Below are 11,769 nucleotides of genomic sequence, written 5' to 3' on the forward strand. Positions count from 1 at the left end.
CGCCGTGATGTTCGTGCTTCATCTGACGGCCGGGCTCGACCCGCTGACGGACATGATCAGTGAGTACGCGTTCGCGCCGCACGGCGTGCTGCTGCCCGTCTCGCTGACGCTGCTCGCGGCCGGCTCCGCCGTGCTCGCCGTACGGCTGGCGCGGCTGGACCGGCGCGCGGCCCTGCTGGTCGGCGTGTGGAGCGGCTGCCTGCTGCTGGTCGCCGGGTTCCCGACCGACCGGCCCGGGCTGTCGCTGTCGGTGTCCGGGGGCATCCACCGCTACGCGGCGTTCGCCGCGTTCGTCAGTCTTCCGCTGGCCGGGCTGCTCGTCGCCAGGGCCACCCGCTCGCGGCCGGTCCGGCTGCTGTGCTCGGCCGCGCTCGGGTCGCTCGTCCTGGTGCTCGTGCCGTACGCCCTCCGCGCGCTCGGCCTCGACCCCGGCATGGTGCCCGCCGGTCTCACGCAGCGCCTGACCGTCGTCTCCGAGGTCGCGGCGCTGCTGGTGATGGCGGCCTCGGCCGCCTCCGCGGTGTCATCCGCGGTGTCAGCCGCCGCAGCTCAGGTACGCGAAGGCGCCGGACCGGACCTTGTAGGAGTCGCGCACCCGGGTCCGGCCCGTCTCGGTGTCGACCCGCAGGACGGTCACCACGTCGCGGGATCCCCGCGCCCGGACGAGATGCAGGGTCACCTCGTGCCCGCCGGTCCAGTCGATCATGTCGAGCGCGGCGTCCTCCGGCAGCGAGAAGCCGACCGAGCCCGTCGGCTGGTCGGTCGCGACGTCGTAGAAGCGCAGCCTCGCCTTCTTGCCGAGGCCGGTGACGAAGGCGACCGTGCGGTCGTCGGCGGACAACGCCCACGGGCCGTTGTTGGCCACGATCTGGGGCGGGACGGCGGCGGCCAGTTCGGCGCCCGTGTCGTCGTGGACGGACAGCCCGATGGTGTTCGCGTCGCCGGCCCGCTGCAGGAGGACGGCCGAGCCGTCCCCGCTGAAGCCGGAGAACGCGTCCGTCTCCGGGGTGGTGCCGGTCGCGCTCGCCCGCGCCACGTCGAACAGGCGCACCCGGGTGCGGCCGTCCTTCGTGGTGTAGCCGAGGGCCAGGCGGTCGCCGCCCTGGGAGAGCTTCAGCCAGGACGCGTTCATGCCGACGCCGCGCGGCAGCGGATTCCTCGGCAGCACGCGGACCGCGCTCCGATCCCCGTGGAACTCGCGTACGACGAGCCGGTGGTCGGACCTGCGGAAGTAGGCCACCGACTCGCCGTCGCCGCTCACGGTGAGCGGGGCGCTGTTGGTCCTGTCGGGCCTGCCCTTGGCGGTCAGCGGCCACAGCATGGCGTCCTTGAGCGCGACCCGCCTGCCGTCGAGCAGGTCCAGCCGCCAGGTGTGGCAGGGCGTCGTGGTGCCGTCCCTGCGCGGGCAGGAGTCCACCGACGCGTAGCGGATCATGTGGTGGGAGGTCCGTGCCTGCGCGGCCGCCGGGACGGTCAGTGCCGGAACGGTCAGCACGGGCAGCATCGTCAGCGTGGTCAGGGCGAGGCCGGTCAGTCCCCGTGTGATCGGCCGGGTGGGGTGCTGCATGATCATCTCCTCTCTGGGATGTCATGCATTGGATCCGCCCGGGACCCGGCCGGTTCTGTCACGTGTTGATATCGGGCTGCCGGTGGTCGAGGGTCTCCAGCGCGTCCTCGACGGCACGGTGGAAGGTCGGATACGCGTACATCATGTGCCGCAGCCGCGCGGTGGGGATCTCGTTCTGCACCGCCACCACGAGCGCGCCGAGGACCTCGCCGCCCGCGGGCCCGCTGCTGGTGGCGCCGACGAGCACTCCGCGCCGCGCGTCCTCGACCAGCTTGACCAGGCCCTCGTGCCCGGGGCCGTGGATCCAGCCCCGGGCCGAGTCGCCGAGGGCGGCGAACCCCACCCGCACCTCGACGCCGGCCTCCCGGGCCTCCCGCTCGGTCAGGCCGACCGCGCCCACCTCCGGGTCGGTGAACGTGACGCGCGGCACCGCGCGGTAGTCGGCGGCGGGCCCGCCCTCGCCGAGGATGTCGCGGGCGGCGATCCTGCCCTGGTAGACGGCGACGTGCGTGTAGGCTCCGCGGCCGGTCACGTCGCCCACCGCCCAGACGCCGTCGGCGGCCCGCATCCGCTCGTCCACCTCGACGAAGCGGGCCTTCTCGTCCAGGCCGGCGTTCCCGGCGCCGATCGCCGCCAGATCGATGTCGCGCCCGGTGGCCACCAGCAGGTGCTCGGCGCGCAGGGTCCGGCCGTCGCCGAGCGTCAGTGTGAAGCCGGTGTCGTCGTCGTGCCGCACCCGCTCGACGGCGACCCCGATGCGCGTCTCGACGCGTTCCCCCGCGAACACGCGGGCCAGCAGCGCGCCCGCCTCCGGCTCCTCGCGGGGCAGCAGGCGGCCGGCGCCCTCCACGATCGTGACCTGGGCGCCGAACCGGGCGAAGACCTGGGCGAGCTCGCAGCCGACCGGTCCGCCGCCGAGCACGATCAGCGACTCGGGCACCCGCCGCGCCACGACGGCGTCCCGGTTGGTCCAGTACGGCGTGCCCTCCAGGCCGTCGATCGGCGGAACGGCGGGAGTGGTGCCGGTGGCGACGACGATCCCCCGGCGGGCGCGCAGCCGGCGGCCGTTCACGGTCACCTCGCGCGGGCCGGTGATCCGGCCGCGGCCGCGGACGACCTCGACCCCGGCGCTCTCGAAGTGCTCGGCCTTGTCGGCGTCGCTCCAGTCGTCGGTGCCCTCACCGGTGATCCGGTCGATCACCGGGGCCCACGCCGGGGTCACCCGGACCGACCCGGCCACGCCGGGCACGCGGCGGGCCTCGGCGAGCAGGTCGGCCGCGCGCACCATCATCTTCGAGGGGACACAGCCCCAGTAGGCGCACTCGCCCCCGATCAGACCGGCCTCCACGGCGGCCACGCCGAGCCCGGCCTCCGCCAGCCGTCCCGCGACGCCCTCGCCGCCGGGTCCCATGCCGAGCACCACAACGTCGTAGGCGCCGTCTCCAGTCATCAAGATCCTCCATGGAAACCCCCGCCTTCAGGCGGGGGAGGAATCGGGCTCCCTGTGGAGCGGGGCAGGGGTCGGCGTTTCGCTGTTAGTTGGAGTTCCATGCGAACAAAGATGCGATTCTCGGCTGGCCGGGTGGCATGATGTGCGGCGTGGCGCAGATGGTGAAGCGGGCTTACCGGTACCGCTTCTATCCGACTCCCGAGCAGGCGTGCGAGCTTGTCCGGACGTTTGGGTGTGTGCGCTTTGTCTACAACAAGGCGCTGGAGGAGCGGAGTCGCGCCTACGCCTTGGAGGGCCGCCGCGTCTCCTACGCGGAGTCCTCGGCCGCGCTGACGGCGTGGAAGCGCCAGGAGGAACTGGCGTTCCTCAATGGGGTGTCCTGTGTGCCGTTGCAGCAGGCGCTGCGACACCTGCAGGCGGCGTTCGCGAACTTTTTCGCCAAGCGGGCCAGCTATCCGGTGTTCAAGTCGCGGAAGAAGTCGCGGGCGTCGGCCGAGTACACCCGCTCGGCGTTCCGGTGGCGGGACGGCAGGCTCACCCTGGCCAAGATGGACCCCCCGCTGGACATTGTGTGGTCGCGTCCACTCCCGCAGGGGGCACGGCCGTCCACCGTGACCGTGAGCAAGGACGCGGCCGGGCGGTGGTTCGTGTCCCTCCTGGTCGAGGAGACGATCCACCCCCTCACCCCCAGCGGGGACGCGGTCGGTGTGGACGCGGGCATCACCAGCCTGGTGGCCCTGTCCCGCCCCATCCCCGATCTGACCGACCAGGACGGCAAGGTCGCCAACCCCCGGCACGAGCGGGCCGACCGCAGACGCCTGGCCAAGGCCCAGCGCTCGCTGGCCCGCAAAGCGGCGGGCAGCGCGAACCGGGCCAAGGCCCGGCTCAAAGTCGCCCGCACCCACGCCCGCATCAGCGACCGGCGCCGGGACTTCCTGCACAAGCTGACCACCTCGCTCGTCCGTGAGACCCAAACGGTCGTGATCGAGGACCTGACCGTTCGCGCCATGGTCAAGAACCACTCCCTCGCCCGCGCCATCTCCGACGCCTCCTGGCGGGAGCTGCGCTCGATGCTGGCGTACAAGACGGCCTGGTACGGGCGGGAACTGGTCGTGATCGACCGGTGGTTTCCCAGCTCGAAACTGTGCTCGGTCTGCGGGACCCTGGCAGAGGCGATGCCGTTGCACGTCCGCGAGTGGGAGTGCGCCTGCGGCGCGGTCCACGACCGGGACGTCAACGCCGCCAGGAACATCCTCGCCGCCGGGCTGGCGGAGAGGTGAAACGCCTGTGGAGCTGGTGTAAGACCTCAACGGACTCCTCCGAGCGGGCAACCGGCAGTGAAGCAGGAAGACCAACTTGTGAAGGTTGGAATCCCCTCCCTTCAGGGAGGGAGGGGAGGATGTCAAGCCCGTCCACTGCCCGTCCACTGCCCGCGGAAGGCCACAGCGCACCCGATGCACGGTAATGCCGGGAAAAACGTGAGGAGGGGGCGGGCCGTGACCGGCCCGCCCCCTCCTCACGCGGTTTGTTAGATGAGGCCGAGCGCCTTGACGGCGTCGCGCTCCTCCACCAGCTCGCCGACCGAGGCGTCGATCCGCTCGCGGGAGAACGCGTCGATCTCCAGACCCTGGACGATCTCCCAGCGGCCGTTCCTGGACACGACGGGGAAGGACGAGATGAGGCCCTCCGGCACGCCGTACGAGCCGTCGGACGGCACCGCGGCGGAGGTCCAGTCGCCCTCGGGCGTGCCGTTCACCCAGTCGTGCACGTGGTCGATCGCCGCGTTGGCGGCGGACGCGGCCGAGGACGCGCCGCGCGCCTCGATGATCGCGGCGCCGCGCTTGGCGACGGTCGGGATGAAGGTGTCGCGCAGCCACTCCTCCTCGACGAGCTCGGCCGCGACCTTGCCGCCGACCTCGGTGTGGAAGAGGTCCGGGTACTGCGTCGCGCTGTGGTTGCCCCAGATCGTCATCTTGCTGATCTCGGTCACCGGCACGCTCAGCTTGCCGGCGAGCTGCGACAGCGCGCGGTTGTGGTCGAGGCGGGTCATCGCGGTGAACCGCTCGGCCGGCACGTCGGGAGCGGCGGACCGCGCGATCAGCGCGTTGGTGTTGGCCGGGTTGCCCACGACGAGCACGCGGATGTCGTCGGCGGCGTTGTCGTTGATGGCCCTGCCCTGCGGGCCGAAGATCCCGCCGTTGGCCTCCAGCAGGTCGCCGCGCTCCATGCCCTTCGTCCGAGGCCGGGCGCCGACGAGCAGCGCGACGTTGGCGCCGTCGAAGGCCTTGGCCGGGTCGTCGGAGATCTCGATGCCGCGCAGCAGCGGGAACGCGCAGTCGTCGAGCTCCATCGCCGTGCCCTCGGCCGCCTTCACGGCCTGCGGGATCTCCAGGAGGCTGAGCTTCACCGGGGTGTCGGCCCCGAGAAGCTGACCCGAGGCGACGCGGAACAGCAGCGCGTAACCGATCTGGCCGGCCGCGCCGGTGACGGTCACTTTGACGGTCATGACGATCCCCATTCGCGATATGTGTGACTCACGGATGCTACCCGCCGGACCCCATCCCCTCGTGACCAGGTCAGGTTCGCGTCCGGCGCCGCCGTCCCGGGCGTTCCGCCGGGGACCGCCCGGCGTCCCGCCCGCGGGATCCGGTTGACGCACCGTAGGGCCCTGGCCACGCGTTTCGCGGATGAATGGGTGAAACTTTCACGTAACACGCAGGCGTCTTCGGGCGTAACGTCACCATGGATGCCCTGTTCGGGCGGCGGGTACACGCCGGGTGGCCTATTCGTGGCGGTGTGGGTCTTGACGGGTCTCTGTACGCCGCCGGGGGCGGTGCCTATGGTTCGTGGGAGCGCTCCCAAGCGCAGTAACCACCGCCAGGAGGACCTTCCCAATGAGATCCACCCCCCGACCGGGAGCCGTGAGCTCCACGGTGCGCCGCGGCCTGGTCGCGGCGGCCGTGCTCGCGATCGGTTCCACGGCGGCCGTGGCCACCGCCACTTCGGCGAATGCTGCGGTCTCGTGCAAAGTCACCTACTCCGCCAGTCAGTGGCAGGGCGGCATGTCCGCCAACCTGACCATCCAGAACCTGGGTGACGCGCTCAGCAACTGGACGCTCACGTTCACCTTCCCGAACAGCGGCCAGAAGGTCGCCCAGGGCTGGTCGGCCAACTGGAGCCAGTCGGGCAGCAACGTGACGGCGACCGCGCTCGACTGGAACAAGTCGCTCGCGACCGGCGCGTCCACGAGCCTCGGCTTCAACGGCACCTGGACCAGCAGCAACCCGTCGCCGACCGACTTCAAGATCAACGGCGTGAGCTGCAACGGCACCCCGCAGTCGCCGTCCCAGTCCCCGTCGCAGTCGCCGTCGCGGTCGCCTTCGCAGTCGCCCTCCCAGTCGCCTTCGCAGTCGCCGTCCCAGTCCCCGTCGCAGTCGCCCTCCCAGTCGCCTTCGCAGTCCCCGTCCCAGTCGCCGTCGTACTCGCCGCCGCCGCCCGGGACCCACGTGGACAACCCGTACGTCGGCGCCACGGGTTACGTGAACCCGGACTGGTCGGCCAGCGCGAAGTCCGAGCCCGGCGGCTCGCGGATCGCCAACACCTCCACGGCGGTCTGGCTGGACCGCATCGCCGCGATCAGCTCCGGCTCGGCCGGCAACAACAGCATGGGCCTGCGTGACCACCTGGACGAGGCGGTCAAGCAGGACGCGGCCAACGGCAGCGCGCCTCTCACGATCCAGGTCGTCATCTACGACCTGCCGAACCGTGACTGCTCGGCGCTCTCCTCCAACGGTGAGCTGAAGATCGCGAACAACGGTCTCGCGCGGTACAAGTCCGAGTACATCGACGTGATCGCCGGGATCATGGCGGACTCGAAGTACTCCAACCTCCGCATCGTGACGATCGTCGAGCCCGACTCGCTGCCGAACCTGATCACCAACGTCAGCAACTTCCAGGCGTGCCAGGAGGCCCAGTCCTCCGGCGCCTACGTCCAGGGTGTGCAGTACGCGCTGAACAAGCTGCACGCGATCCGGAACGTCTACACCTACGTCGACGCGGCGCACCACGCCTGGCTCGGCTGGGACACCAACTTCGGCCCGGTGGTGAACCTCTTCCACCAGGTCGCGTCCGGCACCACTGACGGCGTGAACAGCGTCGACGGCTTCATCGTGAACACCGCCAACTTCGGCGCGACGGTCGAGCCGTACTTCACCATCAACACCTCGGTGAACGGCCAGTCGGTGCGTCAGTCCAAGTGGGTCGACTGGAACTACTACGTGGACGAGCAGTCCTTCGCGGTCGGTCTCCGCAGCGCCCTGGTGGCGAAGGGCTTCCCGAACACGCTGGGCATGCTGATCGACACCTCCCGCAACGGCTGGGGCGGCTCGGCCCGTCCGACCGGGCCGAGCACGTCCACCAACGTGGACACGTTCGTCAACCAGTCCCGCGTCGACCGCCGGATCCACGCCGGCAACTGGTGCAACCAGTCCGGCGCCGGCATGGGTGAGCGGCCGAAGGCGAACCCCGTCGCCGGTCTCGACGCCTACGTCTGGATCAAGCCCCCGGGTGAGTCCGACGGCTCCAGCTCCGCCATCGACAACAACGAGGGCAAGGGCTTCGACCGGATGTGTGACCCGACCTACACGGGTAACTCGCTGAACGGCAACAGCATGTCCGGTGCCCTCGGCGGCGCCCCGGTCTCGGGCCACTGGTTCTCCGCCCAGTTCCAGCAGCTCATGCAGAACGCCTACCCGCCGCTCTCGTAACCCGAGGAACCGCGTAGGCGCACAAGAAGGCGGGCCCCGTCGCGATCGCGACGGGGCCCGCCCCTTTTACCTGTCCTGCGGCCGGTCAGGTGTAGTGGCTCGACCCGCTGCTCCGGGTGAGCTTGAACACGACCGACACGATCAGGGCGATCGCGCCGATGATCAGGACCCACTTCAGCGCGCCGAAGATGAGCCCGATCACGGAGCCGAGAAGGAAGAACCCGACGACGACGGCTGCTGCGATGAGGAGAATGCGTCCCATGCCTTCACGGTACGGGCCGCACTCCCCCCGCTCACAGGGCCGAAGGCCAAGTTCAGGGCCAACTCAGGGTCATCTCAGGGTGCGCCTCGGTAGGGCGGCTCAGTAGGGGAGATCAGTCGTTGGCGTGCAGCGCGGCGTTGAGCTCGATGCCCCTGCTGTCCCTGGCCACCGCCTCGACGGCCCCGGTCGTCGAGTTGCGGCGCAGCAGCAGGCCCGACTTGCCCGACAGCTCCCTGGCCTTCACGACCTGCCCGTCCGGGAGGGCGACCTTGGTGCCCGCCGTGACGTACAGCCCGGCCTCCACCACGCAGTCGTCGCCCAGCGAGATGCCGACGCCGGAGTTGGCTCCGAGCAGGCACCGCTCGCCGATCGAGATGACCTCCTTGCCGCCGCCGGACAGCGTCCCCATGATCGAGGCGCCGCCGCCCACGTCGGAGCCGTCGCCCACGACGACCCCGGCGGAGATCCGGCCCTCCACCATCGAGGTGCCGAGCGTGCCCGCGTTGTAGTTGACGAAGCCCTCGTGCATGACGGTGGTGCCGCTCGCCAGGTGCGCGCCGAGCCGTACGCGGTCGGCGTCGGCGATCCGCACTCCCGCGGGCAGCACGTAGTCGACCATCCGGGGGAACTTGTCCACGCCGTACACGGTCACCGGGCCGCGGGCCCGCAGGCGCAGCCGCACTTCCTCGAAGCCCTCAACCCGGCACGGGCCGTGGTTGGTCCACACGACGTTGGCCAGCAGCCCGAAGATCCCGTCGAGGTTGAGCGCACGCGGCCGGACCAGGCGGTGGGACAGCAGGTGCAGGCGCAGGTACGCGTCGTGCGCGTCGGCCGGCGGAGCCGCCAGGTCGGCGATGCCGGTGCGCACGGCCTCGACCTCGACGCCGCGGGCGGGGTCGGGGCCGACGAGCTCCGCCATGCCCTCGCCCAGGTCCTCGTGGGAGATCGGCTCGGTGCCCACGGCCGGGGGCTCGCCCAGCGCCGGGAAGGGGAACCAGGTGTCGAGCACGGTGCCGTCCGCGGCGATCGTGGCCAGGCCGATGCCGTACGCACCAGAGGTGGAGTCGATAGCTGTCATGGACACCTACGCTACCGGCTCACGCACCGGTGTCCCCGGGGCGGACCAGACCCGACTCGTAGGCGTGCCGCACGGCCTGGGCGCGGTCGCGCAGGCCGAGCTTGGCGAGGAGCCGGTTGATGTGCGTGCTCACCGTCGCCTCGGCGATCGCCAGCGCGGCCGCGATCTCGCCGTTCGACAGCCCCCGCGCGACCAGGCGCAGCACCTGCTCCTCCCGGGCCGTCAGCCCCGAGTCGCCGGGCGCCGGGGCGGGCCCTGCGCGCCGGTAGGCGTCGACGACCCGCTCGGTCACGGCGGGGTCGAGCAGGACCTCGCCCCGCGCCGCGCTGCGGATCGCGGCGAACAGGTGCTCGGGCGGCGACACCTTGAGCAGGAAGCCGCTCACCCCCGAGCGCAGGGCGTGGTCGAGGTTCTCGTCGGTGTCGTACGTCGTCAGCATGATCACCCGTGGCGGCTCCGGGAAGGCGAGAATCCGCCGGGCCGCCTCCAGGCCGTCGAGGCGCGGCATGGCGATGTCGAGCAGCACGACGTCGGGCCGCAGGCTCCGGGCCAGCTCGACGGCGCGCTCGCCGTCGGACGCCTCGTCCAGCACGGCGAGGTCCGGCTGGGTCCCGATGACCAGGCGCAGCCCGGCCCGGACCATCGCCTGGTCGTCGGCGATCAGGATCCCGACTAAACCCCCGCTCACAGCGGCAGCACCGCCCGGACGCCGAAGCCGCCCGAGGGGAGCGGCGCCGCGGTCAGCGTGCCGCGGAACAGCGCGGCCCGCTCCCGCATGCCGATGAGCCCGTGCCCGCTCCCTCGCGTGGCCGGCCGGGCACGCCCCTCGCGGGGGCCGTGGTCCACGACGTCGAGGCGCAGCTCCCGCGGGCCGTAGGCGACGGTCACCTCCGCCCGGGTCGCGCCGGCGTGCTTGAGCGTGTTGGTCAGGGCCTCCTGCACGATGCGGTAGGCCGACAGGTCGAGCCCCGCGGACAGCGGCACCGGATCGCCCCGCACCTCCAGGGTCACGTCGAGCCCGGCGGCGCGGACCTGGTCCAGCAGGTCCCGTAGGCCGTCGAGGCCGGCCCGCGGCCCCGGGACCTCGGCCGGTGATCCGCGCAGCAGGCCGAGCATCCGGCGCAGCTCGTCCACGGCGCCCCGGCCGGTCTCCTCGACGGCGGTGAGCACCTGGCGCTCGCGTTCCTGGTCCTCGCGCAGCATGAGCCGTACGCCGCCGGTCTGCATGGTCATCACGCTGACGCTGTGGGCGACGATGTCGTGCAGCTCGCGCGCTATGCGGGCGCGCTCCTCCGCCACCGCCTCGCGGGCCAGCAGTTCGCCGCGCTCGGCGGCCTGCTCGGCGAGCGCGCGGTGCCGGCGTACGGCGAGGCCCGCGCCGGCCGCGATCGCGCACATGACCAGCGCGACGGCGACGTCCCCCGGGCCGGACGGCGGGGACGAGGCGGCCAGCATGGCGGCCACGAACGCAGCGGTCGCGCCGAGGCCGCATACGGCCTTGACGCCGCGCGGCCGGACCTCCGACAGGAGCGTGAACAACAGCACGAGCTGGGTGTAGAACTGCCAGGCCGCCGCCATCTGGGGCGTCAGGACGAGCAGCGCGACGTTGGCGGCGGAGTAGACGGCGAGGATCGCGAAGGGGGCGTGTCGCCGGAACAGCACGCCGGCGGCGGCGATGAGCCCGGCGGCGATCCAGAGGGACAGATGGCCGCGCGAGGGGGCTGCCGTGCGCCCGCTGACCTCCTCGGCGACCGCGAACAGGCCCACGACCACCGCGACGAGCCAGTCGACGGTTGTGGGGGGACGGCGGTGGAGCATGAGCAGAGGGTAACCCCGCCGTGTACCGTTCCACGTCCGCCTGAGGCCCGCCGAAAATCCCCCTACAGGGGGACAGAAGGTCAAAGAGTGCTTTGACGACGCGTCCCGGGTCCGCTCCGTACGGTCCTCCGCATGCTTACCAACGCGAACTCCTTCCGCCGCGTCGCGGCGGGCGCCAGCCTCGTCCTCGCGCCGCTCTGCCTGCTCCTCGGCATGGCCGCCGACCCATCCGAGCCGGGGGTTGAGGACCCCCTGGTGTACGCGCACAACCCGGGCGCCGTGGGCGTCAGCGCGACCCTCCTCCACTACGCGTGGATCCTGTGGGTCCCCGGGGTGATCGGCCTCGTCCACCTCGTCCGCGGGAAGGGCGTGGTGCTCGCCCACATCGCCGGGGTGATCGCGGTCCTCGGCCTGATCAACTTCTCGGCGCTCATGATCTCCGACTTCTTCGACATCGTGGCGTACCAGATGCTGCCGCCGGCGCAGGCGGAGAAGCTCATGCAGGACGCGGCGCAGCCCGCGATGATCGCCGCCTGGCAGATGCCCGGCCTGATCGGAAGCTTCCTCGGGCTCGTCCTCGTGGCCGTCGCGTACGCCCGGGCGGGCCGGGCGGGATGGTGGTTCCCCGCCGGTGTGCTGGCCGGGATCGTCGTCTGGCTGTTCGGCGCGAGCGCCTGGAACCTCGTCCTGGGGCTCGGCGGCCCGGTCATCCTGCTCGTGGTCTTCGGTGCGGTGGGCGTCTCGATGATCCGGATGCGGGACGAGGAGTGGGCCACGACCTCAGCGTGACCCCGGTCGACTCCCTGTTTGGCCAGTTCTCAGGTTGAA

9 protein-coding genes and 2 pseudogenes are annotated in these 11,769 nt (G+C 71.6%); 4 read left to right on the plus strand and 7 right to left on the minus strand.

The genetic code is table 11. From position 1 onward, the window contains the following. Positions 1-52: 52 nt before the first annotated feature. Positions 53-445 (plus strand): annotated as a pseudogene (locus Mam01_RS37595) (DUF998 domain-containing protein); the annotation flags it as partial. Between the two features lie 90 nt (positions 446-535). Here Mam01_RS37595 and Mam01_RS36400 read toward each other — a convergent pair. Further along, the gene (locus Mam01_RS36400; protein WP_239101093.1) at positions 536-1,567 is read right to left on the minus strand and encodes a hypothetical protein; all 1,032 of its coding nucleotides are present in this window, start codon (positions 1,565-1,567) and stop codon (positions 536-538) included. Positions 1,568-1,625: 58 nt separating this feature from the next. Then, positions 1,626-3,017 carry a dihydrolipoyl dehydrogenase family protein gene (locus Mam01_RS06625; RefSeq protein ID WP_204284510.1) on the minus strand — a complete coding sequence of 464 codons (1,392 nt, stop codon included), beginning with the start codon at positions 3,015-3,017 and terminating at the stop codon, positions 1,626-1,628. Between the two features lie 140 nt (positions 3,018-3,157). Here Mam01_RS06625 and Mam01_RS06630 point away from each other — a divergent pair. Beyond that, positions 3,158-4,366 (plus strand): annotated as a pseudogene (locus Mam01_RS06630) (RNA-guided endonuclease InsQ/TnpB family protein); the annotation flags it as partial. Positions 4,367-4,545: 179 nt separating this feature from the next. Here the strand turns inward: Mam01_RS06630 and Mam01_RS06635 are convergent. Then, entirely contained in the window at positions 4,546-5,523 is a 978-nt protein-coding gene (locus tag Mam01_RS06635) for a malate dehydrogenase (RefSeq protein WP_150935271.1), read from the minus strand. 415 nt (positions 5,524-5,938) lie between these two features. Here Mam01_RS06635 and Mam01_RS06640 point away from each other — a divergent pair, with 415 nt between their 5' ends. Next, positions 5,939-7,783 carry a glycoside hydrolase family 6 protein gene (locus Mam01_RS06640; RefSeq protein ID WP_307819874.1) on the plus strand — a complete coding sequence of 615 codons (1,845 nt, stop codon included), beginning with the start codon at positions 5,939-5,941 and terminating at the stop codon, positions 7,781-7,783. Between the two features lie 85 nt (positions 7,784-7,868). Here the strand turns inward: Mam01_RS06640 and Mam01_RS06645 are convergent, their stop codons facing one another. From Mam01_RS06645 to Mam01_RS06660, 4 genes are all read right to left on the minus strand, one after another. Then, positions 7,869-8,045, minus strand: coding sequence for a hypothetical protein (locus Mam01_RS06645; protein ID WP_191910244.1), 177 nt, complete (start codon positions 8,043-8,045; stop codon positions 7,869-7,871). Between the two features lie 112 nt (positions 8,046-8,157). Next, positions 8,158-9,123: a 2,3,4,5-tetrahydropyridine-2,6-dicarboxylate N-succinyltransferase gene (dapD, locus tag Mam01_RS06650; RefSeq protein WP_204284513.1), complete on the minus strand. Its 966-nt coding sequence runs from the start codon at positions 9,121-9,123 to the stop codon at positions 8,158-8,160. Positions 9,124-9,142: 19 nt separating this feature from the next. Beyond that, positions 9,143-9,811 carry a response regulator gene (locus tag Mam01_RS06655; protein ID WP_239101094.1) on the minus strand — a complete coding sequence of 223 codons (669 nt, stop codon included), beginning with the start codon at positions 9,809-9,811 and terminating at the stop codon, positions 9,143-9,145. Then, a complete protein-coding gene (locus Mam01_RS06660) occupies positions 9,808-10,941 on the minus strand; it encodes a sensor histidine kinase (protein ID WP_204284514.1) in 1,134 nt (377 codons plus the stop codon). Before Mam01_RS06660 ends, Mam01_RS06655 begins: the two co-directional genes overlap by 4 nt. A 132-nt stretch (positions 10,942-11,073) precedes the next feature. On the opposite strand from Mam01_RS06660, the gene Mam01_RS06665 reads away from it, so the two are divergent. Next, positions 11,074-11,730, plus strand: coding sequence for a hypothetical protein (locus Mam01_RS06665; protein WP_204284515.1), 657 nt, complete (start codon positions 11,074-11,076; stop codon positions 11,728-11,730). Positions 11,731-11,769 lie beyond the last annotated feature (39 nt).

Origin of the sequence: Microbispora amethystogenes (assembly GCF_016863015.1) — a bacterium.
GTDB classification, from domain to species: Bacteria; Actinomycetota; Actinomycetes; order Streptosporangiales; family Streptosporangiaceae; genus Microbispora; species Microbispora amethystogenes.

Coding starts and splice junctions, on each gene's coding strand:
- Mam01_RS36400 (WP_239101093.1), bottom strand. CDS start 1,567: ATGCAGCACCCCACCCGGCCGATCACACGGGGACTGACCGGCCTCGCC.
- Mam01_RS06625 (WP_204284510.1), bottom strand. CDS start 3,017: ATGACTGGAGACGGCGCCTACGACGTTGTGGTGCTCGGCATGGGACCC.
- Mam01_RS06635 (WP_150935271.1), bottom strand. CDS start 5,523: ATGACCGTCAAAGTGACCGTCACCGGCGCGGCCGGCCAGATCGGTTAC.
- Mam01_RS06645 (WP_191910244.1), bottom strand. CDS start 8,045: ATGGGACGCATTCTCCTCATCGCAGCAGCCGTCGTCGTCGGGTTCTTC.
- dapD (WP_204284513.1), bottom strand. CDS start 9,123: ATGACAGCTATCGACTCCACCTCTGGTGCGTACGGCATCGGCCTGGCC.
- Mam01_RS06660 (WP_204284514.1), bottom strand. CDS start 10,941: ATGCTCCACCGCCGTCCCCCCACAACCGTCGACTGGCTCGTCGCGGTG.
- Mam01_RS06665 (WP_204284515.1), top strand. CDS start 11,074: ATGCTTACCAACGCGAACTCCTTCCGCCGCGTCGCGGCGGGCGCCAGC.